The organism is Desulforamulus aeronauticus DSM 10349 (assembly GCF_900142375.1).
Classification (GTDB): Bacteria; Bacillota; Desulfotomaculia; order Desulfotomaculales; family Desulfotomaculaceae; genus Desulfotomaculum; species Desulfotomaculum aeronauticum.
The window spans coordinates 122,118-144,359 of sequence record NZ_FRAR01000010.1; the positions used below are offsets into that span (position 1 = coordinate 122,118).

Genomic DNA, 22,242 nt, shown 5'->3' on the forward strand with positions numbered 1-22,242 from the left:
CAGGATGAGAGTTGCTATACTACTTTTTTTGCTGATTATTTTCCGGACACCCACTACCACTTCTTCCCTTCCTGCCAATTAATTGCTTCATTTGCTGAGACAAAACATCTTTAAAATCTGTCATCGACCCAGGCCCGAGGCCTGAGCCAGTAATCGGTTCCGGTAAGGAAGCAAATTCCTTTAATAAAGTAACATTGTTCTCCTGAAAGGCTACTAAATAATATTGGCCACCAATTTCCACCAACACCAGCCCACCCTTGGGTCCCAGGGGCATATGCTCCACTACTCGCATATAACGTGAGGCTCCAGAGGAAAAGCCTTTACTCCTAGCCAAGCCATATTTTATGGTAAGATAGGCCAGTCCTAGCACCAGTGGTAACAGAATGATCATTCTAACAAACAGCCAAAGGGTTTCATTATCCATGGTCGGTCTCCCGCCTGAGGGTTTTCGGTGGAATCATGCTGTAAATGCGAACAGCAAAACTATCATTGACAATAATAATTTCCCCAAGGGCCGTTTTTTTATCATTGATGTAAATATTAATAGCATCACCGGCGGACTTGTCTAAATCCAATACTGAACCCACATCTAGGTTCAGAACATCACGAAATTTCATAGTAATGTCACCCAACTCCGCGCTAATGGTTATCTTAACATCTTCTATGTGGCCTAAACCGGTTTTCATGGCACGATCCTTTTGCAAGGCATCCAGAGGCGGGAAGCGGACCTTTTTGATAGCCGCTTCCCCTCTGGTAGATGCTCCACCGTCTAGCTCACCCAGAAACGCCGCTATTTCTTTTTCAGTCATCATATTTTATCACCTTTACTGAGTGAGATATTCAGAAAAGTACACCCGATAAATTTCGCCCTCTGGGAGGTTTTTGTTAACCTCACTCTTGATTTCCTGGCCTACTTTGTCAATACTCTCTGGAGGCTGCACATCCGTCAGTTTCTTCTTGCGAATGACCCGGATAATGCAATCCTGCAGGGCTGCTTTGTTCTTGTTGAGCTCTTCGCCCATTTTTTTATTTTTTTTGTTTTGCTCGTATTCCAGCACTGGGGTGAGTCGCATAAAGTTGCTGCCACCAGGATCAGCCAGGTTTACCAGCAAGCTGCCCATACTATAGGTAACCAGTTTCTCAGGATCTGGGCCTGCACTTTTACCCTCGCTGGCGGTGCTTTTATAATAAATATAACCCCCTACACCCAGGCCCGCTAATAATAAGAGAAGAATTAAGATAATTAGCAAGGTCCTTACGGTAAAGAATTTCTTTTTCTGCACCTGTGGTGCTGTTTCCTGTGGAGCGGCCAAGTTATACTCACCCTTTACACTTAGTTATTTAACCATCTATAGAAATTATCGCTTGAGGTTGACAAGTTCTTCCAGAAGAGTATCGGAAACGGTAATGGTCCGTGCATTGGCCTGAAAACCACGCTGGGTTACCATCATATCCACCATCTCCTGGGACAGGTTGACGTTGGAACCTTCCAGATAGCCAGAGTTGATGGTGTTGTTATTGGCTGCGCTGGCAGTACCTTCTTCTGCTTCACCAGAAGCACCTGTGGCAGAAAATAAATTACCGCCTTCCTTCTTTAAACCATCATTACTTTTGAAGGAATACAATGCTACCTGACCGTTGGAAACCTTTACGGATCTTCCCAAACTGTCAACACCGGAAATATTCCCCAGACTGTCAACAGCTATTGTATTGATCGTTTTCTGCCCGTTAATTGCACTCTCTTCGCTCTTAGCAGTATCATACGCTAGCTGAGCTTTCTTTAAAGACACTTCAGCGTTATTCAAATTTTTCATAGCCACGTCATATTCGTCTTTGGCTTTATCATAGGAAGCCTTTGCAAGATCATATTCGTATTTGGGACCAGCATATGAATTCGCTTTATAATCATCATAATCAGTCTTTGCGGTATCTCTTGCAGTTTCAGCAGCGGCTAGGGCCGCTTGTGCTGCTGCATGACCTGTTGGATCTAAAATAGGATCTATAGCAGCCAAATCATCCTGGCATTGTTTAACAGCGGCTTCGCTATCTTCATAATCTTTTTTGAGACCTTCATACTTGGGAATGTCAGTGTAATCATCGTAAAGAGTTTTTGCGGTATTTCTTGCAGTCTCAGCAGCGGATAGGGCGTCTTGGGCTGCAATTACATCTGAACCCGCAGGATCCGCACCGCTGGCCAGCAGATCATCAAGCACCTTTTTGCATTTATCTACTTCGGTCTGTTTTTTTTCATAATCTGTTTTTAGACTAATATAATTTGTGAGAACTTTATTTAAATCACTGCTTGCAGTATCTAGAGCCGCGATCTTGTCATCAAGTGCTTTTTCAGCGTCACTGGCCAGTGGTTTATAGGCATTAACATAACCCTGTGCCTCCGTAACACTGCCTTGGGCTGAACTAACTTTTATTTGAGCTGCAGAAGACGCAGTACCGGAGTAATAAGCCTTATCAATTTCAATCTTAATCGGTTGGCCTCCCGTGCCGCATAAAAGCATACCATCAGAATTTACAACATTGTAGGTTCCCGGACTTCCCGGATCCTCCATCAAGAAAAAAACACCATCCCTTGTATACCTCATGGATGTACTATCAGAAGTGGCACCGGGCTTTAAGCCAAAGAAGCCATTCCCTTGAATAGCCAAGTCCAGAGTTCTACCTGTACTTTGCATCGGGCCTTGGGTAAAGTCATTGTTGATACTGGCCACCTTCATACCGGTACCCACTTGGTTTTGTCCAATGGCCGGGTTGTTACTATAGTATTGACTCAGTGCATCCTGAAAGTTTACTCTTCCTGACTTAAATCCAGTGGTATTAACATTGGAAATATTGTTGCCCACCACGTCCATACGTGTCTGGTGGTTTTTTAATCCCGAAATGCCGGAGTAAAGAGATTTAAGCATTGATGAAATCCTCCCTTTATAGGTTGACTGCTTCTATCGTTCCGCAGTCGGCAGCTTCCTTCCGGTCCAGCTGCTATTTAATAATAACGGCACTGTCTATGTTGGTAAAAACATGATCCGCCATACTCTTACCGTCTATGGCAGTAATAACGGTTCGATTGGTTATGCTGGTCACTAAAGCCAAATCCCGATACAACAGCAGAGAATCCTTGGCCCCCTTGGCCGCAGCCTGCTGCACCGCTTGATTAATCTTGGTTAAATCCTCCTGATTAAAGGAGATATTTCTCTCCTGCAACCGTTTGGTCGCATGGGCAGACAGCTTTACTTCCTGCTGTTGGGCAACCTCACGCTGCAGCAGTTCCTCAAAGATTACATTATTCGGTAGTTTGCTCTGCCGTGTCTGCGCCTGTTTCTGGAGCTGGTTCGCTTGGCTGCTCTGTTCCGGTTTCATCGGCCGGGGGAGTGGGTGCTGGTTCAGTTCCCTCTGGTGTGCTGTCATCCGGGGGTAATTGCTCAGATCCATTGGGTGCCCTCCTCTCCACGGATAGTACGGTGTTTAGATCATAGGGCTTTAGAACATCCTCACCCATCCAAAGCTTAACCCCCGTGCTGTCAAAGGTAACCTTACGAACTACACCAATCAGCATTTCCTGGGGATTATCTGGATTGATTACCGCCACTTCACAATCCATTAGGGAAGAGCCATAGCTTAGCATCTGCATTTCATACATTTTATTGAAGTTATTGTTTAGGTTCGTAATTTGCTCCAAGGTGGTAAATTGAGCCATCTGCTCAGTAAACTTATTGGTATCCATGGGACTGGTGGGATCCTGATACCTTAACTGGGCTACCATGAGTTGCAGGAAAGCATCTTTATCTAATTCTTTTTTAGGTTCCCGTTTTCTATTTTCATAATAGTAATCACTATTCGTTGTAGCAGTTTGATTAACTGTCGTCACTTGATTCCCCCCTTACACTACAATATTAACACTTGTTTTTACGCTAACTGGCTGGATATCTTGCTCCAATCCAGCAATATCCGGTAGCGGATAGCCCGCTTGCACCTTAAACCTGCTCTGGTGTTCCCAACGGCTGTGGCTGTCCTGAGAACCTTGTTGCTGCCACTTGCCGGTATCTTGCTCCATAAACACTGCCGCTTCACTTAACTGAATATTTTGTTGAGCCAGCAGTTGCTTAAGCTGGGGAAAGGATGTTTCCAAAGCTTCTTTGGCCATACTGGTGGCGGCAACAAACTGGGCCGATAGTTCTCCTTTGGACCAGGTAAGCTTTACGGTTACTTCTCCCAGATGCTCCGGCTGCAGCTTCATCTTTAATGAAGTAGATCCCGGAGATCTTTGCAGCATCATGGACCTAACCATTTCAGCGACTCGGTCCGGCAACTGGCTCAGCGGCACCTCCATTACAGCCTGCGGTCTCTGGCCAGGCTGGTTGACCTTCACACCATGCTCCGCTTCAAGACGCTGCTGCAACCCCTCCCCTTCCGGTAGGTTTACTTCCTGCGCAGTTTTGGAGGCACTTGGCGTATCTGTATTCGATTTTGCAGCTTGCTGATCAGTACCCTTTTGCTGCTGATCTGTAAGGGATATTTTAGTAAAAGAACCATCTTCCTTGGCAACATTGCCTGGTAACTCTTCAGGAAGTTCCTGTTGTTCCTGGGGAGAGGCTTGCACCGGTTCCCCTTGCTGTAGTGCCTGTTTGATGTCTGCAGCCATTTGGGCTGTTTGAACCACCTGGTTCGTTGCCGCCGCAACCTGCTGTAAATTTTGTGGCATTTGTTGGGACTGAGTAATCTGGATGTTATCTTGAATAACATTGCTGACTGGTTGTATGGTGCCTTCAGATACTTCTTGAGAGACTAATTGATTAGCCACCTCTAAAGGATTGTTATTTAAAGCTTTATTCTCCTTTTCAGTAGGCATGTCCTGAACGAAATCCAATTCTCCGATTTGACCCGCCTTAGCATCCATCAGCAACTCGGCATTCAGAGGATTATTTAACAGCAGTTGCTGCCCTTCCTCAGCCACTCCTGCGGTGTTCTGGTTGTTGCTAAGTTCCGGCATATTTTGCTGCGCCATACCCGTCAGGTTCATATTCATTAACAGTTGAAGAAGTTCGTTAAACCCATCTCCGGTGGTAGAGTTATTACTTTTTTCCTGATCAAAATCGGGTTGTTGACTTAACGCAACTTTGTTAATCTGCACTTTTTTCACCTCCTTTCAGTACTACTATGCGGGCCGATGTAGGCATCGGCTCCTACAAATACATGAATAAATAAACGGCGTTTGTAGGGGCGTGCTTTGCACGTCCCTACGTGGTACAATACACATTTATGCCTTTCGACTATAGCGTAGGGTAGCCATTTCATCGATTTCCTTTTGCTCCAGAAACAACAGTCTTGCTTGAAATTCCGTCAACTGTTTTTCCTTCAGCTTCTCTAGAACCATTCGCTCTTGGCGGGCCTTCATTGTGTCCTGCCTGCGTAGATCAAATATTTCTTCGGCTCGTTGTAGATGCTTTTGCTCCCGCTGGGCCGTTTGTTGCAGATGTTCTCGGTAAATAAAAGATTGCAGTTGCTCCTCTGGTTTAAGAAGCGTCCCTGCATAGCTAAAAGCCTCTACCAGCTTTTGCTTTGTCTGATCCAGATTCTGCTGACATTTGACACATTCCTGCAGTGCTTTAGCTTGTCCCAGCAAAGCCTCTTCCTCTTTGGTTTTCCTTTGCTCCAGTACCGGCTCCAAACTAAACCGAAACCCCTTCACGCAAACTACCTCCCTACTAAAGCAGCCAACTCTTTTAAGGTTTCTTCATAACCACTGTATTCTGAAGGCTTTTGTCTTAAAAGACCTATCATGTCATCATTCTTGGCTATGGCAGCATCAATCTTTGGGTTGCTGCCAGGAACATAGGCGCCAATATTGATTAAGTCTTCAGACTCCCGATAGGTAGCCAATAAATCCCTAACTATCCCAGCCTGCTCTTTATGCTCTTCACTAGCAATATCCGGCATTAAGCGGCTAACACTTTGCAATACATCAATAGCCGGATAGTGGTTGGCAGCGGCCAATTTTCTGGTTAAGACAATGTGCCCGTCCAGAATCCCCCGCACTGCATCGGCTATGGGTTCATTCAGATCATCACCGTCTACCAGTACGGTGTAAAAGGCAGTTATGGATCCTTTTTGTCCCATGCCGGAACGTTCTAAAAGCTTTGGCAGCAAGGCAAAAACCGAAGGTGTATAGCCTTTGGTGGCCGGTGGTTCCCCCACTGCCAATCCCACCTCCCGCTGGGCCATGGCAAAACGGGTAACAGAATCCATCATCAACATGACATCCAGCCCCTGGTCGCGAAAATACTCGGCAATGGTAGTCGCCACAAAAGCTCCTTTTAATCTCACCAAGGCGGGCTGATCGGAGGTGGCCGCCACAATAATTGAGCGGGCCATTCCTTCTGGTCCCAAGTCCTCTTGCAAAAATTCCAACACCTCGCGCCCACGTTCCCCAATCAGCCCGATGACATTGACGTCGGCACTGCCATGCCGGGCAATCATTCCTAGCAGAGTGCTCTTTCCTACACCACTACCGGCGAATATCCCAATCCGTTGACCCTTGCCGCAAGTAAGCAATGAATCCACTGCCCGTACCCCGGTGGGTAGCACCGTATCAATACGCTTCCGCTTTAAGGGGTTGGGCGGACGGTTATCAACGGGAAAATCCTCACCCACACTATTATCAAAAGTATCATCAATAGGCCTACCCAGCCCGTCCAACACTTTGCCATATAAATGCCTGCCCACGCGAACGGTTAAGTTATGGCCGGTGGGCACCACGGCACACCCGGGGAAAATACCCCTTAGTTCGCCCAGCGGCATCAACAGGGAATGTTGATCTCGAAAGCCCACCACTTCCGCTCGTACTGGTTCTGGCTCTCCCTGCACCACGATATCACAAACCTCGCCAATACGGGCAATGATACCCTGCACTTCAAGCATCAAGCCGATAACCTGGGTAACTTTACCAATGGGTTTAATTACCCTGGCCCGGTTTACTCTTTCTTTATATGGATTAAGGTCCACAGAAACCTTAACCTCCATCACTTATTCCTCCTGGCCGTATAACGCCTTAATTGCTTCCTGCCAGCGGGTCTCCAGGGTGGCATCCACCTGCCCCTGCTCCGTTTCGAAGCGACACCCCCCAGGTTGTACACCATTATCCACCAGCAGATTAAGTTCTACCTTACCGGGTAATCCTTGGAGCAACTGGTTTTTTCCTTCCTCTACCATACCAAAATCAACCTGGTTGACGTAGATAGTAATAACAGGTCGGTTTTTTACCAATTCTATGCATTCTTTGGCAATCTCCATAATGGTACGGGGTTCTACAGCCAGTTGGGTCATGACCACCCGCTCAGCAATATCTACTGACAGTTCCACAATCTGTGGTTCCATTTGATCTAAGGTACGGTTAAAAATATCCCCTGCCTGCTTCAGGACATCTTTGGCCTGCTGGCGTATGCTTGCCGCCTCGTCTTCTGCAGCATGGATCCCTTCCTGCCAGCCGGTTTCCTGGGCCTGTTCCTTTAACTGTTGGGCTTCTATTTGTGCCTGTTCTCTAGACTGCTGGAGAATTCGATTAGCCTCTTCTTTGGCTTTAGCTATCATTTCCTCGGCCTGCTGTTTGGCTAATAGTAGTAATTCTTCAGGAGAGGGGGCAGCAGCTTCCTCCACCACCTCTTCAACGGGCACTAAGACTAGTTCCCTCAAGGGTAATACCTGATCGGCTTGAACCAAGGCCACATCTTTGATAATCCTAGACAAGGATGGCATCCTCCCCACCACGGGAAATGACAATCTCGCCAGCTTCTTCCAACCGTCTGATCACATTTACAATACGTTGTTGGGCTTCTTCTACATCCTTTAGTCGGACGGGGCCCATGTAGTCGATTTCTTCCCTTAACATATCCGAAGCACGTTTGGACATGTTTTTGTAGATGCGGTTGTTTACTTCCTGGTTAGCACCCTTCATGGCCAGAGCCAGATCCTTGTTATCCACCTCACGCAGCACCTTTTGGATGGAGATATCATGAAGCTTCACAACATCTTCGAAGATAAACATCATCCGGCGAACCTCTTCGCTAAGATTGGGATCTGCCCGCTCCAACTGTTCAAAAATAGCTTTTTCTGTGGCACGGTCTACACGGTTTAGAATGTTAACCAGACACTGCACGCCGCCAACCACTGTTTCCTCATGCTGAGCAACGGAAGAAAGTTTTTTCTCCAACACTTTTTCTACTTCCTTCGCCACATCTGGAGATATCCGATCCAAGATGGCAACCCGCCGAGCCACTTCGCTTTGCACCTGAGGTTCTAACTCAGCTAGAATAACAGCTGCCTGATCTGGTTTTAGATAGGACAATACAAAGGCAACCGTCTGCGGGTGTTCTTCTCTGATAAAACTCAAAATATGCCGGGGGTCGGTCTTACGCAACGAACCAAAGGGAAGCGACTGCATGGTGGAGCTAATGCGATCTAATATCTCGGCACCCTTCTCCCACCCATAGGTCTTTTCTAATAGCTCTTTGGCATAGTTAACCCCGCCATTTAGCAAATAATCCCTGGCTTGAATTAAATAGATAAATTCCTCAACAACCTGCTTCTGAATTTCGGTAGGCACCTTATCCATTTCAGCAATGGCTGCGGTAATGCGCTCCACTTCATCTTCGTTAAACTCATTTCGTAACATCTTGGAGGCTATGTCGGCTCCCAGGGATATCAGTAATATGGCTGCTTTTTGTTCTCCGGTGAGTTTCTCATAATTCATATTCGATACCCCTTACTCCCTCAGCCAAACTTTTAACACAGCGGCAATATCGTTAGGACGTTCTTCCGCGAGATCCTTTAATTGTTTCTGTTTATCCTTTGGCGGAGGAATTTCCCAAGCTGTTTCTTCTTCCTCTACAGGCAGTAAACTTTCAACTACCAGACCTTCAGTTTCTTCTGCAACTGGTTCAGCCGCCTTTTTCTTCCGGCGACGACGAATGAGCCAGCCAATTAGGAACAGTAACAATAAAATCCCGGCTGCACCGGCAGCAATCAGTACATATAACTGCTCATTTGGTGCCTGAGTTTCTTTTATATCTTCACTCAAGTCGTATTGACTACGGTCAAAGGTCATGGCAGAAACGTTAATCTGATCGCCTCGCTCTTGATCATAGCCAATGGCTACAGACACCATACGTTCCACCTGGGCACGATCCAGATTTTTCACCGATTCGTCCAGCACCACAGAGGTTGAGAGTTTCAGCACCTTGCCCGGAGCCTGTACGACTGAATCTACCCTCTGCCCGTGCTGATAGTTCTTTATGTCATCAGATTTCGTATAGCTGTTTTGACCAGCGTTCGTTACCCCAGGATCACTTAGCCCAGGCATTTGGCTGTTAGTACCGGGTACCCCACCGCCGCCGCCATCACTACCACTCTCTGTGGTGCTCCGCTCGCTGACGATCGGACCGGTTATCACTTCCGTGGTATTGGTCTGTTGCTGATTAAAGTCCAGTTCAGCGGTAACCATGGCCACTGCTTTGTTGGGTCCCAACACTTTGGCCAACATAGCCTGTACACGGCTTTCCAATTCCTTTTCATAGGACCGGCGAATCTGCTGTTGTTTCTCCACCACCGTTCCTGAAAAACCGGCAACGCTTCCCAGGCCTGCAGGGTCTTTCAGAAAATCGTTTAAGATGTTCCCTTCGGTATCAATAATATGTACATTTTCCGGTTTTAGTCCTTCAACACTACCAACAATTAGGTCATTAAGGCCTTTTACTTGTTCGGGCTTTAGCTGGGCATGGGGTTTTAGCTTAATTACCACGGAAGCAGAAGCAGTACCCTCTTCCTCAATAAAGACACTCTTTTGTGGAATTACCAAGTGAACCCTGGCCTGCTCCACACCTTCTACTCTGGTAATTGTACGCCTAAGCTCCTCCTGCAAAGCCCTTTGGTAGGTAATTTTCTGTTCAAAATCGGTTTCCCCAAACTTACTGGTGTCAAACAGTTCCCAACCATGACCCATACCAGTTAATAATCCCGCACTGGCCAACTTCAACCGGACATCATCCACTTGTTTTTGTGGTACCATAATGGTTGTTCCCTGGTTCGTTAACTGATACGGTATTTTATCTGCTTCTAGCTGCGCAACAATGTCTCCGGCTTCTTTGGGTTCCAGATCCCCCAACAACATAGCATAGTTGGGTCGGGAAAAACTAATAGCCGCATAGACCAAACCCGCCAGAAACACCGCGCTGACCAGGATAAATAAAATTTTTCTCTTTTGGTTAGTCTCCTGCCACCGCTGTTTTAATCTATCCAGCAGGTCTCTAAAATTCACGATACCACCTCAACGGTATTATAGCTGCATTCGGGAAATTTCTTGGTATGCTTCAACAATCTTGTTTCTCACTTCCACTGCCAACTGCATGGTCAATTTGGCTTCTCGCAAGGGAATGGTTACCTGGTGAATATCTTGAATCTCTCCCACTAGAAAACCTTGCATGGCCTCATCCGCTTGTATTTGTGTCTGATTCAGCTTATCGATAGCATTGTTTAATACCGCATCGAACCCCTTAGCTGTCTGAATCTGGGAACCGGAACTCTGTTCTGGTATCTGCAACGTCATAGGCATTGGTAAAACATTCATTGCTTAGTAACCTCCTACCCTCGGGAAATTTCCAAGGCCTTCAGGGCCATGTTTTTGGCTGCATTCAGAGTGGTTACATTGGCCTCGTAAGATCGACTGGCCGTAATCGCATCTACCATTTCGTTAACAATGTTAATATTGGGATAGGCCACATTTCCCTGTTCATCTGCCAGGGGATGATCGGGATCATTGACGATTCTGGGTGCAGCCGTATCTTCCACAATAGCTGCTACCTTAACGCCCCTCCCTTTGGGTTCCAAGCCGTTAGCTGCCATCGTTTGCCTAAGTTGTTCGGCAAACAGGGGCATTCTGCGGCGATACACCGGGTTATTGGGATCATTTGGCCTACTGGCCGTATTCATGTTGGCCACGTTGTTGGCAATTAGTTCTAATCGCATCCTCTCCGATGTCATCCCCGAAGCACTAATGCTAAAGGTTTCAAACAAGCCCATCCTTCATTACCTCCTACCAATGACAGTACCTAAAATCTCAAAATGATCTATTAAACCCTGGGCAATCAGATCCTGCTGAATAGTTGTTGCGGCCAGATTAACCATTTCTTCATCCACATCCACGTTATTGCCGTCATAACGCATCGTGGTGCCCTTCACTTGCTTTACTTCCGGGCTAAAAGCAGCATTAGCCGTGCCAATATGTTTGGCGTGCGTTCCCTTTAAGGGTCCACCATTGCTGTTAATCGCAGCCTTTAATTGATCTTCAAAACTCACATAAGATTTTTTAAAACCCGGTGTGTTAAAATTGGCTACGTTATTGGCAATCACTCTCTGCCGTAGTGACGTGGCGTCTAAACCCTTTTGCAAAATAGTAAACGCGGGGTTGTCAAAAATATTCATATAATCATCCCTTGGTATACAAATTTTCAGTGTTAAGCTATTAAGTTCTTTTCTAAAATTACGATAACTGCAATGAGGGTAATTTTACCATTCGACTTTAGTCCTCGGAATAGTTTACCACCTCTAGAAATTCTACACAGAGCAACAAAAACCCTCCTGTTACATTGCTTTGTCACCTTTTTTTAATAAATGGCTTTTGAGGTCTGTTATAGAATATACATACTTTAATTTGGCAGACGCTTTTTATCGACAATACAATTGTTTTTTGTAGAAATGCGTCAACTGCCTTTATTTTATGTCAATTTTTGCCCAGTGTCCATCTTTTTCCATATGACCATGGTCATTATTGTTACAGGACTTAAGTCCTATATTTCCTTGTTCAGGATACTCATTTATTTCTTCAAGATCGCTACCAGTACATTGATAACCTTAGCAATTTCATCTTCTGTTAACTCCCTACAGTAGGTCGATAAATTAATTACCCTTTGGTAAAACTCCTCTGCTTTGGGACATAATGGCCCTTCAATGGTGCATATATCCGGGTGCCCTTGCCATAGATAAATAGGATGCAAATAAATCGGATAAAACTGAACATCTACATCTATACCTTGCCGTAAAAGTTCTTCCACAAGCTCCTTGCGTTTTTCCATCAACTTCTCATGTAATAGGATTGGGAATGTATACCAAGCAGGCTCACATTGGCTGGGAACCTGCAGCAATTCTATCTCCTCAAGGCTTGATAATGCCGTATGGTATTGGGCTGCTATTTGTTTGCGTCTTGCCAGCTTGTGTTCTGCCTTGGCCAACTGCTCCAGGCCCATACCTGCCTGCATACTGGTCAGACGATAGTTAAAACCAATCTCCTGGGCTTCAAAATGCCAAGGCCCCTCCTCTTTCACCAATTCCTCATGGTTGTACATCATACCCGTATCCCGAAATAACCGGAGCCAGCTAGCATACTCTGCCGAATCCGTTACCACCATGCCCCCCAATTCGGTATATACTCCCTGGGGGTGAGAAAAATCGAATATAGTAAGCGAGCTGAGGGTGCCTATTTTCTTCCCTTGACAAATGCCCCCTAAAGCCCGGGAGGCATCTTCAATGATGACAATCTCCTTTTCTTCGATTACCTTGGCCAGAGCTTCTACGTCACAGGGAAACCCGGCGTAGTGGGTGGCAATAATAGCCTTGGTATTGGCAGAAATGCGCCACCGCACTGCCTCCGGATCCAGACAGCCGGTCTTTGGATCAATATCCGTATAAATGGGTATACCATCCAGATAACGAACGGCATGGGCCACCTCCGGGTGGGCCAGCGGTGATAAAATAACTTCATCTTTATGGCTAATCCCTGCTGCATATAAAGCAGCATGTAGAGCAGCCGTGCTGTTGGCCACCGCCACCGCATATTTGACACCTATATACTTGGCAAAGGCAGTTTCAAATTCTTGTACCTTTTGTTCTCTTTTGTTCATAGGTATGGCTCCTTACTATGCGAAAAATTGTCAAATCCTATTATATACCAAAACCAATTGTTTGGACTTGGAATTAAAAACCAGTAAGCATATAATATTCTATAAGGTAGGTGAATTGAATTGTTCATGGATGAGAAACAACAAGACCTAATTAAAGATTTTTTAAAGAAAAAGATATCCCCCTATCTTATCATTCTTTTTGGTTCAGCTGCGCGGGGTCATTTAAGAAATAATAGCGATATAGATCTAGCTTTTATAAGTAATCAAAAACTTGATGATTATGAGGTTTTTATGTTATCTCAGGAACTTGCCGATTTGTTAAACCGGGAAGTTGACCTCATCGACTTAGATAAAGCTTCAACCGTTTTTCAAGCCCAGGTACTGAACACTGGTACTGTCATCTATTGTTCCGATTTTGCTAGGAAACTACGTTTTCATGCATTAACTCTAAAAAAATACACCCTATTAAACCAGGAAAGGGAATGTGTTTTAAAAAGACTGGAAGGAAGATAAATTCTCATGATTGATGATGTTATACTCAATAAAAGTCAAATTATCGAACGTTGTATTAGGAGAATCCATGAAGAGTATCAAGGCAATATGCAAAACCTGCAAAATTACACGAAACAAGACTCTATTATTTTGAACTTACAAAGAGCTTGTGAAGCTTGTATAGACTTAGCGATGCATCTTGTGGCAGAAAATAATTTAGGCCTCCCTCAAACAAGTAGGCAGGCTTTTGATATGTTATTTGAAAACGGCTTTATTGAAAAAGAGATAGCAGATCGATTAAAAGCGATGGTTGGTTTTCGTAATATTTCTGTGCATGATTATCAATCCATTAATCTAGGTATTTTGCAAAAAATACTGGAAAATCACCTTGAGGATTTTCACCTTTTTATTAAAAACATTCAATCCTTCCTAAGTAGGTTATAATAGTGGAAAAATTAACCTAAATCAATTATTAATTCCAGAAAAAACGTAAAAATCATAAGGATCCCAAAGAAACCGAGCTGTTGGCCAAAGTAATTATGGCCAAGCTGGAACGTTATCAAAGGGAAAGCACCTCAATAACACAAAAAAGAACCAGTGCAAGTTCTGGTTCTTTTCGTTAGTTATTAAGCAAATTTATCCACTACCAGTCCAATCATTTTTTTGAAATAAGCCACCATATTTAAAACTCTTTCCGGTGGAATTTCCTTGACTACAGAATTATCTTTAGGGTTAATAATCTTTACTATATATTCGCCACTCTCTTCATGGAACTTAAAACGCAATTCAGTATTATAGGTTTCCATAGTTTTATTCATTTTACCAACAGCCTGCTGAATTTGCTCTTTACCAAACTCTCCCGACACTTCTTGAAAATCTGGAGAAAAATTTGGAAGCTCTTCTCCGGGAGTAGTTCCTTGTACAACTGCTTCCTTGGTTATAATACGTTGGAAATAATCCTGAGTGGGTCCAATCGAACTTACGCCTTCTACCATCCTTCCTCACCTCCTATTTCTTATTATCTATAAAATAACCGTTGTTTTGTTTTTGCTGCGGGTAATAGGCCTGGTTAATGACCCTTCCGGTCTTAACTTCCTTTAGTTTTTGTTTCATCAAAAACTGGGCTCTAGATAGACTCTCTTTATACCGCACATCATAATCAATAATTTCCTTGATCATCCCTTTAATTTCCGTCTTTATATTCTTAACCTGTTCCGATTCGGGGGCTTCAAGCAGAGTAATTTCCCTATCAATTTCATCAATTTTACTCATTAGTTCCTGGCGCTTCGCCAGATGCATATCCAAATTATTTACATCTTCATCAGAAATATCCTTTGACATCTCGATGGTAGTCTCCAGCATCTTCTGTACCGCGGCTTTCTTATCGAGGTAGAGTTTATCCATTGCTTGCATCGGAAGCACCTAATTTCGCCTGTTTAATAGCCTGTACCCAAGTATCTCTAATTTCTTCAGCAAATCCGGCTACTTCCTGTAAAATCTCTACATCCTTTTTCAAATTCCCTTCCACCAGCCGACGGTTCATATAATCGTACATTTGCTCTAGATTTTGCCCCACTTCTATACTGGTATCCAGGGTGTTGATGAGGTGATTCAGTATATCCTGTGCATGGGTAATGCAGTTATGGGATAATTGTATTTCCTTTTGAGCTGTATGTGCCTGGGCCAGTTTTAAATCCTTCACTAGCCTGTTATAAAGCATTGTGGTTAATTCCTCAGGACCGGCACACATGATGGCATTCTGCTGATAATTTTTATAAGGGTCCTTGGCAATCATTTACTTCTCCTCCATCCTTTCAATCTAACATGCCGGATGCTTTTGCATTTCTATAATTTTTTTCGGTTGTTTTATGCTATTCTTAAGTGCATTATGATACATTAGAGATAAATACTTTCAAGTCAGTTTGGGGGATGAGCTTACTATGGATAAATCCATTGAAATTTTTTTTGAACACGGACTGCCAGGGTTCGAGAACCTTCAACATTTCAGCATTACCCGTGCCTTTGCAGAAACAGAACTCTATTATTTGCAATCGACCGAAGAACCCGATGTTTGTTTTCTTTGTATCAACCCGTTTCAATATACAAAACAGTATGAATTTACTATGCCAGAACCAATCCAGCAGGCACTCTCAATTAAGCGGTTAGAGGATGTGGCTGTCTTCAACATCGTTACCATAAACGGCGACCTAGAGCAAGCCACCGTTAACCTGCAAGCACCGGTGATTATCAATATTTCCCTGAGCCAAGGGATGCAGGTGGTTCTAAATGATCCTGCTTTACATATTCGGGAACCCCTTAAAAGTTTATTGCAGGGGACGGTGGAAAAATAATGCTGATTCTGTCCAGAAAGAAGAACGAATCCATCCACATTGGTGATAACATCATCATTACAGTGCTGGATATTGGCGGAGATAACATTAAAATTGGTATCGATGCTCCCAAAAATATTCAAGTCTTTCGCAGCGAACTGTTAAAAGCTATTGAGCAGGAAAATAAAAATGCTGTCTCTCCCCAATCTGTAATTAAGGATCTCGCCCAATTCATTAAAGGTACTGGCAAGAAGTAGTATACAAGCAAAGGGTAATGTCACAAAACCATTATTTTGCGACATTACCCTTTTGAGTTGTCAATCTGAGGTCTAAACGTACAAATCTAATTTAGTCTGGGGCATTGAATTTTCACTTTTCATCAGCATCTGGGTTATAAGGTTTCCGTTCTCTTCCGCTGCATTCATTACTTTCTTTATAACAGCAACACCAATATCCTGCTGAAGTTGAACTTGGTTTTTAGTAATGGATAATGCTGCAATGTCCAAAATAAAGCCCTCCTATTTTAGCTTCCGCCACCAAACTGCTGTGTTAACCAGGCACTTTGCTGGTTTAATCGATTGAGAGCCGACTCCATGGCTGAAAACTTCCGCCAGTAGCGATCTTCTACCTGCTCTAGACGTTTTTCCCAATCGTCAAGCCTATCATTTAGATCATCAATCCTTTTACCAAGAAAGCTATCGTCATCGGTCTTATTACCACTGGCACCGGCTTGTTCCATAATCTTTAATATGCTAGAACTTACGTTATCTGATAACTTCTGTGCAACTCCGTTACTAGTATTGGTAAATAAATCCATCACACCGGTCAAATCATTTTCAAGCGCCTGGCGCAGCTTTTTTTCGCCCTGCTCCGTAATCTCCAGCTTACCGGTTGTATACTCTGCAGTGGTAGTGATACCGATTTTAGAAAGTTCTGCTGCTGCCACCCGCATTTGATTCCTAATCTGCCGCAGAGTCTCATCATTACGCAACATACCGCTGCGGGCTCTTTCCTTCCACTGGTTTACCTGATCATCGGTAAGTTTCTCCCTTTGTTCATCCGATAGGGGCCAGGTATAATCCTTGTAGCGTTTTTCATTCAGTTTGGCTTCTATAGTTTCAAGAAGCTTGTTGTACTCCTCCACAAAGGATTTAATCGTGCCGAGGACCCCTTCGGTATCCTGGCTAACGGTAACCGTCACCGCTTGGTCGGTTGTGTTGAAAAGGTTATACGTCACACCATTTAGTGTAAATTGGTTACTGGTGTAATCTTCAATAACTAAACCGTCTATCTCTACTTTGGCATTTTGACCGGTTTTGTAAGTAACATCTGCAGGCAGTTTCCCGGCTATATCAGCATCCCTCGTGTCAACAGTACTGCCGGAAGTAAGGTTTAAAGCTTTCGCTAGGTTACCATCCTCTATTTGGATAAATTGATCCGCACCGGATTTATTGGTAGACAGAAAAAACCGATCCAGCGTTTGGTCATAAGAGGCACGTACTGTCCATTCTTTGCCGCCGGAAATGCTAGCCGATACAGCTTTCTGACCACCCACCTCTAGGGAGGTAATGGTTAATTCCCTGGGGTTTGCTGCATTAATAGAAAGCTCTGCTCCTGTGGACACCAGATCCTCTTTAATATGACTCACTAATTCAGATGATTTATCACTAAATGGCGCTTGGCCTAAGTCTTCAATTTTATAGACAAAATCTACCCCTAGAACTGCCTTAGCTACAGTATCATCGGTATAGTTTTTCGAACTATAAAGCCCTACCGACTTGTCGCCAATTTTTATAACCAACCCATTTACCAAACTACTGTCAGTAAATTCTAGCGTTTGTATTTGAGCCTGACCTGCTATACCATTTTCTTCATCTGTATCCACCGCTTGTTGCGTGATGTAAGTCGATACACCGACAAATTTTTGATTATTGATACGTTGTACGATGTCCTGTATATTATGGGATTTAGTATCAAATTTAAAAACAGTATCATTGATCTTGAGAGTTTCCTTATCCTCAAGGGAAACTCCCCGCAGTCCGTCAAGCTGATTTTTTAAGGTATCTTTACGGTCGCTGGAGCCTATCTTCGCCCCCGTTACGGATGCCCCCTGGGCTAATCTGTCCACTTTTATGGTACGGGTACCGGGTACAGCATCTGGATTAGCCGTGACACCAACCTGCTCTTTATTGGAAGAAGACGACAGCTTGGTAAGAAATGTAGAGGATAATCTCATTTTAAAGGCAAAATTATCCCGAAAACTTCTGAGTAAAGAGTTCATACTTCTGTACTCTTCCTGCTGCCACTCCAAAATCTGTTTTTGCTGGCCTAATTTATCGCCTTTCATCCGCTCGACTTTCATTAAATCACGAACTATCTGGTCAATATCCATTCCCGAAACCAAACCGCCTATACGGTTAATGGACATAGCAATACCACCTTTCTAACTGGACCTCTAAATAGTATAATCGGTGGTTTAGAAAAAAACTTAACAACTAATTTATGTCCCAAGATTATTATCAATAAGAACAGAGACACCACCTAAGCTCTAATTACTATTTATGTGACACTTGATAGCAAAATAATACCTAATTATAATTTATTGAGTGTAACATAGTAATCTTACTCGCACGCCAAAGTTGAGGCTAATTGGTATACTTATGGTTATTGAAGTCCCAGTTGTCCAGGTAGCCCATAAATGAATTTGTTATTACCTCTTTTAAGCTAACCAGATCACCCCGCTCCAGGTAATCCATCATCCGGCCAATACAATTATTCAGGTTCTGGACCTCCTGGGAGAAGATGTATACCTGGTTCTGCTGGAGAAACTGATCAAATAATTCAGTGAAAAGGGCGATTTCCCGCATGGCAGCGGAAGTATCGCCCTTTTCTATGCTTAAAACAATGTAGTTGAGCATCTCTTTCAAATGTGGAATCACACAATACCTCCGCCCCTCTATCAAGGCTGTCTGTCAATAATTTCTCAATCATAAACAAAACTACTAAAATTAGTAAGGATAAAATATTTTTTTGGTCAACCAGACATTAGTTTTACTATACCGCATATATACAATAAGCCATTGCAAAAGATAGTTCAGATGGCGGATACCGCAAATAAAAGTGATAAGAGCGATCCATTTTGTTAATCAGCAGCGGTATATCGACAATGTCGGCGAGCTTATGGTAGCTGTCTACTACTATCTTAGGATGCTCATTTTTGATATGACGCTGGGCGCCAAGAAGCGCTTCTTTATCAACGCCTTCCACATCAATTTTTAAAAAAGTAATTTCTTCTTTGATATCTTCATCTAAAGGAACTATTTCCACTTTATACAGGCCATTGTTCCCCAATTTATTGCCCTCAAAAGGACCCGCCACACCATTCAAATACATTTCGCCACGCTTATCAGATACACCCTTCCAATTATTGACCACGTTGTTGAGTGGTGCCAGATTCTTCTCCAACACAGCAAATGTCTCTTTGGAAATTTCATAGGTATAAATTCGTTTATAATTACGCCCATATGTATTGACAAAAGAGGCTGCTGTATCGCCAATATATGCTCCAGCATCAACAAATACCTCGTCCTTTTGATACTTGATGATATCTAGATCAAAATTACCTGGAAATATATTATCTCCAGCTTTTGCTATTCCCTCAGTAGAAAATGTCAGCCAATTATTGATAATAGCATTTAAAACATTTTTCGATCGGTAATCGCACAGTCTACCATAAAACCATTCGAAATCAGCCACCCGACTTTTTAAAACTTTCATCCGATTTATTAACAACGAATTATTAACACCATTTAGACCATCAAGAACATTGTTCTCAAAATACCATCCCCGGTATTTCACAGTAAGATCATGATATAACGCTTCATTTTGCTCTTTAATTTTCTTTAGGTTTTCAAAAGCAAATTGGCATAAGCCTTCAAAGCTTGTCTTCTTAACAAACTCCATATAGTAGAAAAACTCGGTATCCACACTGTTGTGAAAGGAATTAGGCAACAGTTTTTTATGATACTTGTCCGATACCAGTAATACAACTACATCCTCAAACCAAGCATCAAACAATGGCTTTAATTCTGCAAAGCAATTCTCAGATTTTAATTTGCCGATATAATTTAGCACCTGCGTTGCATCTGGAACCCTTCCAGCATAAAAGACAACCGACTCAAGATGCGTAAGACAAGCTGAAACAGCTTCTAAAATGTCATCAACAAGATACTCATTACCCGTAATACCATTATCGGCCAAATAATCAATACCATCATTAGCCGCAGTTAAGACTGATATTATCTGCCGTATTTCCTGTGCCGCCATAGGTACCACCTCCTCATTCTCCCTGTTTCAGACTTATATGCCCCCAATTTTTATCCTTTTCACTCATGATATATGGCGGCATTATTGGCCATACTATCCCAAACGCCGGATCGTCAAACCTGTAGCCAACTTCTGTATCCGGCGTATAATACTCTGTCACCAAATATAGCACCTGCGCATTGTCCGTCAGAGTCAGATACCCATGTGCGCAACCTTTCGGAACATACAGACCAAGCCCATTCTCCGCTGAAAGTGTTTCGCCGATCCATTCCCCATAGGTCGGTGAACCTTCACGAACATCCACACATACATCAAATACCGCACCTTGTACACAGGTTACCAGCTTGTCTTCCGCCGCCTGGCCAGCTTGAGAATGTAATCCCCGCAGTGTGCCTTTGCTTAGATTGGTCGACAAATTCATTTGTGCGATATCACCGCATAATCCTGCTGCCTCCAGTTCGCGGCGGCAGAACATACGGGAAAATGTTCCCCGCTCATCGGCAAACGGCTCACGCTTTACCAGATAAGCCCCTGCTATTTTTGTTGATGTAATTTTCACTGCATCGCTTCCCTTTTACATTTAATATAGCTTACTAAGAATACTATCTCTTGATGGCCTTAATGCAGTAATCCTTGACGCACAACCGGTTTAGCGTTGACTGATCGGCGTTCTGGTTGGCCGCCTTGAGCTTGTCCATCAGGAATTGCCCATCGGCTGCGGATAGATTTTCCGTATCAGCGGAAATAGTATAATCAACAGCACCGAAAAGTTTTAGACAGGCAAGGACTTCGTTTAATGGTGTGCTGGCAGGCAAATCCGGATCAGATGCCACTTCCATGCCGATAGAACGTAAAAATGCCCGATAATCATCGGTGTTGCGGACTTTAAACAACAGCATACCGCTAGTCTTAAGAAAACTATATAGAGTTTGCAAAAGTCTAATCGGCATGGGGTAGGTATTGATAGGCTCACCAAGTACGACAACATCAAATGTATCGTTCATATAATGCTGTTGGATGAAGTCAATTCTGTCACAGGTAACTTCGGCACCCACTGTCTGTAAATCAAGATAATACTTGGCCGTCGTAGTAAAGGCATATGATGTAACGTCTGTGATTCCTCGCCGTTTCAAGCGGTTGTGCACTTCTAAGATAGGCGTACCGCAGCGTACATCAACGGTCAGTGCCTTTACCGATTTTGGTAATCTGGCAGCATCAAGCGGCTCAAGCAGCGTTGGCTCAAAGTTGATTATATCATCCCAGGGGTCAAGACCATGATATTTTTGGCCGTACACAGCGCGTCCTTGCTGTAAGCTGGCCTGGTATGCCGCCGGATCTCTGTTCTCCAGATTATGGTCATGACAAATCCAGGTGTCTCGGCAAAGGACAAGCTTGTAGCCCATGCGCCGGATGCGGACGCAAAGATCATCTTCGGCAAAATCATGGGAATAAGCGGTATCAAATATACCAACATTATCTAAAACATCTCGGGAAAAAAAGCTAACTAGACTGATAAGCCTCATTCGCTCCTCCCATTTAGACGGATCGCTTTGATTGAATACGGCAGCTTTTCTCTGCATATCAGCAAAATCAGAAAAATCAAGATTGACTTGCTGCAAATTAGACACATTGGAAGAAACGGGAACAACAAAGCCGATTTTCGGGTCAGATTGGTAACATTTCAGCAGATTGGTTAACCAGTTTTGTGTTACATAAACATCATTGGGTATCATGATAAGATATTTGCCTTTGAATATATTCACAAAATATTTAAACGGTAAAAATATTCCGCGATTCTGTGTCACACGAATAATTTTTTTATTTCTGTATGGTACCGACTGAAAAAACTCAACCGTCTCGTCATCGCTACCATTGTCAACAAGGATGAGTTCGTAATCCACATCCTGAGTATGTTTCAGAATACATTCTACGCAATACCTCGTCTTATTCAAGCGGTTATATCCCTGCACAACAATGGAGCATGTAGGCACATCCGACGTGTCGTACATAAAATAAGCATTTTTCCGGTTCTCCCACATATTGTCAGATGCTGAAGATGGTATGAGCGTATCTGTATTTATAACAATGGGTTCAATATAGTAGTCACTCTTCACTTGCTTCACTCCTCCCTAAATCAG

At 43.6% G+C, this 22,242-nt stretch carries 29 protein-coding genes; 4 read left to right on the top strand and 25 right to left on the bottom strand.

Annotated features, from left to right (window positions below; genetic code table 11):
- Positions 1–19: 19 nt before the first annotated feature.
- The 16 genes from fliO to BUA78_RS06885 form a co-directional block, all read right to left on the bottom strand.
- Positions 20–424: a flagellar biosynthetic protein FliO gene (fliO, locus tag BUA78_RS06810; RefSeq protein WP_072912360.1), complete on the bottom strand. Its 405-nt coding sequence runs from the start codon at positions 422–424 to the stop codon at positions 20–22.
- Positions 417–812 carry a FliM/FliN family flagellar motor switch protein gene (locus BUA78_RS06815; protein WP_072912363.1) on the bottom strand — a complete coding sequence of 132 codons (396 nt, stop codon included), beginning with the start codon at positions 810–812 and terminating at the stop codon, positions 417–419. The genes fliO and BUA78_RS06815 overlap by 8 nt, the downstream gene beginning before the upstream one ends.
- Before the next feature lie 12 nt (positions 813–824).
- A complete protein-coding gene (locus BUA78_RS06820; RefSeq protein WP_238456749.1) occupies positions 825–1,313 on the bottom strand; it encodes a flagellar basal body-associated FliL family protein in 489 nt (162 codons plus the stop codon).
- Between the two features lie 45 nt (positions 1,314–1,358).
- Positions 1,359–2,918 (bottom strand): flagellar hook-basal body complex protein, encoded by a 1,560-nt coding sequence (locus tag BUA78_RS06825; RefSeq protein ID WP_072912366.1) that lies wholly within the window; start codon positions 2,916–2,918, stop codon positions 1,359–1,361.
- Between the two features lie 73 nt (positions 2,919–2,991).
- The gene (locus BUA78_RS06830; protein WP_072912369.1) at positions 2,992–3,369 is read right to left on the bottom strand and encodes a TIGR02530 family flagellar biosynthesis protein; all 378 of its coding nucleotides are present in this window, start codon (positions 3,367–3,369) and stop codon (positions 2,992–2,994) included.
- Positions 3,293–3,877: a flagellar hook assembly protein FlgD gene (locus BUA78_RS06835; protein ID WP_072912372.1), complete on the bottom strand. Its 585-nt coding sequence runs from the start codon at positions 3,875–3,877 to the stop codon at positions 3,293–3,295. Before BUA78_RS06835 ends, BUA78_RS06830 begins: the two co-directional genes overlap by 77 nt.
- Positions 3,878–3,889: 12 nt before the next feature.
- Entirely contained in the window at positions 3,890–5,140 is a 1,251-nt protein-coding gene (locus tag BUA78_RS06840) for a flagellar hook-length control protein FliK (protein WP_072912375.1), read from the bottom strand.
- A gap of 126 nt (positions 5,141–5,266) precedes the next feature.
- On the bottom strand, positions 5,267–5,698 hold the full coding sequence (fliJ, locus tag BUA78_RS06845) for a flagellar export protein FliJ (RefSeq protein WP_072912378.1): 432 nt from the start codon (positions 5,696–5,698) through the stop codon (positions 5,267–5,269).
- A 5-nt stretch (positions 5,699–5,703) separates the two neighbouring features.
- Positions 5,704–7,029 (bottom strand): flagellar protein export ATPase FliI, encoded by a 1,326-nt coding sequence (fliI, locus tag BUA78_RS06850; RefSeq protein WP_072912381.1) that lies wholly within the window; start codon positions 7,027–7,029, stop codon positions 5,704–5,706.
- Positions 7,030–7,032: 3 nt separating this feature from the next.
- Complete coding sequence (locus BUA78_RS06855; protein ID WP_072912384.1) at positions 7,033–7,752, bottom strand: FliH/SctL family protein; 720 nt, start codon at positions 7,750–7,752, stop codon at positions 7,033–7,035.
- Positions 7,745–8,755: a flagellar motor switch protein FliG gene (fliG, locus tag BUA78_RS06860; protein ID WP_072912386.1), complete on the bottom strand. Its 1,011-nt coding sequence runs from the start codon at positions 8,753–8,755 to the stop codon at positions 7,745–7,747. Before fliG ends, BUA78_RS06855 begins: the two co-directional genes overlap by 8 nt.
- Before the next feature lie 12 nt (positions 8,756–8,767).
- Positions 8,768–10,318 (bottom strand): flagellar basal-body MS-ring/collar protein FliF, encoded by a 1,551-nt coding sequence (fliF, locus tag BUA78_RS06865; protein ID WP_072912389.1) that lies wholly within the window; start codon positions 10,316–10,318, stop codon positions 8,768–8,770.
- A gap of 18 nt (positions 10,319–10,336) precedes the next feature.
- Complete coding sequence (gene fliE / locus BUA78_RS06870) at positions 10,337–10,627, bottom strand: flagellar hook-basal body complex protein FliE (RefSeq protein ID WP_072912392.1); 291 nt, start codon at positions 10,625–10,627, stop codon at positions 10,337–10,339.
- A gap of 14 nt (positions 10,628–10,641) precedes the next feature.
- Complete coding sequence (gene flgC, locus BUA78_RS06875; protein ID WP_072912394.1) at positions 10,642–11,079, bottom strand: flagellar basal body rod protein FlgC; 438 nt, start codon at positions 11,077–11,079, stop codon at positions 10,642–10,644.
- A 6-nt stretch (positions 11,080–11,085) separates the two neighbouring features.
- Positions 11,086–11,481 (bottom strand): flagellar basal body rod protein FlgB, encoded by a 396-nt coding sequence (flgB, locus tag BUA78_RS06880; protein ID WP_072912397.1) that lies wholly within the window; start codon positions 11,479–11,481, stop codon positions 11,086–11,088.
- 392 nt (positions 11,482–11,873) lie between these two features.
- A complete protein-coding gene (locus BUA78_RS06885; protein ID WP_072912400.1) occupies positions 11,874–12,956 on the bottom strand; it encodes an aminotransferase class I/II-fold pyridoxal phosphate-dependent enzyme in 1,083 nt (360 codons plus the stop codon).
- 126 nt (positions 12,957–13,082) lie between these two features.
- Between BUA78_RS06885 and mntA the strand changes: the two genes are divergently transcribed.
- Both mntA and hepT read left to right on the top strand, forming a co-directional pair.
- Positions 13,083–13,469: a type VII toxin-antitoxin system MntA family adenylyltransferase antitoxin gene (mntA, locus tag BUA78_RS06890; protein ID WP_175548981.1), complete on the top strand. Its 387-nt coding sequence runs from the start codon at positions 13,083–13,085 to the stop codon at positions 13,467–13,469.
- Between the two features lie 6 nt (positions 13,470–13,475).
- Positions 13,476–13,892 carry a type VII toxin-antitoxin system HepT family RNase toxin gene (hepT, locus tag BUA78_RS06895; protein WP_072912405.1) on the top strand — a complete coding sequence of 139 codons (417 nt, stop codon included), beginning with the start codon at positions 13,476–13,478 and terminating at the stop codon, positions 13,890–13,892.
- Between the two features lie 182 nt (positions 13,893–14,074).
- Here hepT and BUA78_RS06900 read toward each other — a convergent pair whose 3' ends face one another.
- From BUA78_RS06900 to fliS, 3 genes are read right to left on the bottom strand one after another with little or no spacing between them, the layout of a single operon-like run.
- Positions 14,075–14,443: a flagellar protein FlaG gene (locus BUA78_RS06900; RefSeq protein ID WP_072912408.1), complete on the bottom strand. Its 369-nt coding sequence runs from the start codon at positions 14,441–14,443 to the stop codon at positions 14,075–14,077.
- A 13-nt stretch (positions 14,444–14,456) separates the two neighbouring features.
- Positions 14,457–14,870, bottom strand: coding sequence for a hypothetical protein (locus BUA78_RS06905; protein WP_175548982.1), 414 nt, complete (start codon positions 14,868–14,870; stop codon positions 14,457–14,459).
- The gene (gene fliS, locus BUA78_RS06910; protein WP_072912414.1) at positions 14,845–15,243 is read right to left on the bottom strand and encodes a flagellar export chaperone FliS; all 399 of its coding nucleotides are present in this window, start codon (positions 15,241–15,243) and stop codon (positions 14,845–14,847) included. Before fliS ends, BUA78_RS06905 begins: the two co-directional genes overlap by 26 nt.
- Positions 15,244–15,388: 145 nt before the next feature.
- On the opposite strand from fliS, the gene BUA78_RS06915 reads away from it, so the two are divergent.
- Together BUA78_RS06915 and csrA are read left to right on the top strand one after the other, a co-directional pair.
- Positions 15,389–15,799 (top strand): flagellar assembly protein FliW, encoded by a 411-nt coding sequence (locus BUA78_RS06915; protein WP_072912417.1) that lies wholly within the window; start codon positions 15,389–15,391, stop codon positions 15,797–15,799.
- On the top strand, positions 15,799–16,035 hold the full coding sequence (csrA, locus tag BUA78_RS06920; protein ID WP_072912420.1) for a carbon storage regulator CsrA: 237 nt from the start codon (positions 15,799–15,801) through the stop codon (positions 16,033–16,035). The genes BUA78_RS06915 and csrA overlap by 1 nt, the downstream gene beginning before the upstream one ends.
- Before the next feature lie 72 nt (positions 16,036–16,107).
- Here the strand turns inward: csrA and BUA78_RS06925 are convergent, their stop codons facing one another.
- From BUA78_RS06925 to BUA78_RS06950, 6 genes are all read right to left on the bottom strand, one after another.
- A complete protein-coding gene (locus BUA78_RS06925; RefSeq protein ID WP_139257278.1) occupies positions 16,108–16,284 on the bottom strand; it encodes a YjfB family protein in 177 nt (58 codons plus the stop codon).
- A 17-nt stretch (positions 16,285–16,301) separates the two neighbouring features.
- A complete protein-coding gene (gene fliD, locus BUA78_RS06930; RefSeq protein WP_072912423.1) occupies positions 16,302–18,206 on the bottom strand; it encodes a flagellar filament capping protein FliD in 1,905 nt (634 codons plus the stop codon).
- Positions 18,207–18,423: 217 nt separating this feature from the next.
- Positions 18,424–18,717, bottom strand: coding sequence for a hypothetical protein (locus BUA78_RS06935; RefSeq protein ID WP_072912426.1), 294 nt, complete (start codon positions 18,715–18,717; stop codon positions 18,424–18,426).
- 115 nt (positions 18,718–18,832) lie between these two features.
- Positions 18,833–20,104 (bottom strand): FkbM family methyltransferase, encoded by a 1,272-nt coding sequence (locus BUA78_RS06940; RefSeq protein ID WP_072912429.1) that lies wholly within the window; start codon positions 20,102–20,104, stop codon positions 18,833–18,835.
- A 13-nt stretch (positions 20,105–20,117) separates the two neighbouring features.
- Entirely contained in the window at positions 20,118–20,663 is a 546-nt protein-coding gene (gene rfbC / locus BUA78_RS06945; protein ID WP_072912432.1) for a dTDP-4-dehydrorhamnose 3,5-epimerase, read from the bottom strand.
- 43 nt (positions 20,664–20,706) lie between these two features.
- Positions 20,707–22,227 (bottom strand): glycosyltransferase family 2 protein, encoded by a 1,521-nt coding sequence (locus tag BUA78_RS06950; protein ID WP_139257280.1) that lies wholly within the window; start codon positions 22,225–22,227, stop codon positions 20,707–20,709.
- Positions 22,228–22,242 lie beyond the last annotated feature (15 nt).

Bases quoted from the DNA above. Each gene is read 5' to 3' on its own strand.
- fliE (WP_072912392.1), bottom strand. From the start codon at position 10,627: ATGAATGTTTTACCAATGCCTATGACGTTGCAGATACCAGAACAGAGT.
- fliG (WP_072912386.1), bottom strand. From the start codon at position 8,755: ATGAATTATGAGAAACTCACCGGAGAACAAAAAGCAGCCATATTACTG.
- flgC (WP_072912394.1), bottom strand. From the start codon at position 11,079: ATGGGCTTGTTTGAAACCTTTAGCATTAGTGCTTCGGGGATGACATCG.
- flgB (WP_072912397.1), bottom strand. From the start codon at position 11,481: ATGAATATTTTTGACAACCCCGCGTTTACTATTTTGCAAAAGGGTTTA.
- fliS (WP_072912414.1), bottom strand. From the start codon at position 15,243: ATGATTGCCAAGGACCCTTATAAAAATTATCAGCAGAATGCCATCATG.
- hepT (WP_072912405.1), top strand. From the start codon at position 13,476: ATGATTGATGATGTTATACTCAATAAAAGTCAAATTATCGAACGTTGT.
- fliI (WP_072912381.1), bottom strand. From the start codon at position 7,029: ATGGAGGTTAAGGTTTCTGTGGACCTTAATCCATATAAAGAAAGAGTA.
- BUA78_RS06900 (WP_072912408.1), bottom strand. From the start codon at position 14,443: ATGGTAGAAGGCGTAAGTTCGATTGGACCCACTCAGGATTATTTCCAA.
- BUA78_RS06825 (WP_072912366.1), bottom strand. From the start codon at position 2,918: ATGCTTAAATCTCTTTACTCCGGCATTTCGGGATTAAAAAACCACCAG.
- BUA78_RS06915 (WP_072912417.1), top strand. From the start codon at position 15,389: ATGGATAAATCCATTGAAATTTTTTTTGAACACGGACTGCCAGGGTTC.
- mntA (WP_175548981.1), top strand. From the start codon at position 13,083: ATGGATGAGAAACAACAAGACCTAATTAAAGATTTTTTAAAGAAAAAG.
- fliD (WP_072912423.1), bottom strand. From the start codon at position 18,206: ATGTCCATTAACCGTATAGGCGGTTTGGTTTCGGGAATGGATATTGAC.
- csrA (WP_072912420.1), top strand. From the start codon at position 15,799: ATGCTGATTCTGTCCAGAAAGAAGAACGAATCCATCCACATTGGTGAT.
- BUA78_RS06885 (WP_072912400.1), bottom strand. From the start codon at position 12,956: ATGAACAAAAGAGAACAAAAGGTACAAGAATTTGAAACTGCCTTTGCC.
- BUA78_RS06830 (WP_072912369.1), bottom strand. From the start codon at position 3,369: ATGAAACCGGAACAGAGCAGCCAAGCGAACCAGCTCCAGAAACAGGCG.
- BUA78_RS06815 (WP_072912363.1), bottom strand. From the start codon at position 812: ATGATGACTGAAAAAGAAATAGCGGCGTTTCTGGGTGAGCTAGACGGT.
- fliO (WP_072912360.1), bottom strand. From the start codon at position 424: ATGGATAATGAAACCCTTTGGCTGTTTGTTAGAATGATCATTCTGTTA.
- BUA78_RS06940 (WP_072912429.1), bottom strand. From the start codon at position 20,104: ATGGCGGCACAGGAAATACGGCAGATAATATCAGTCTTAACTGCGGCT.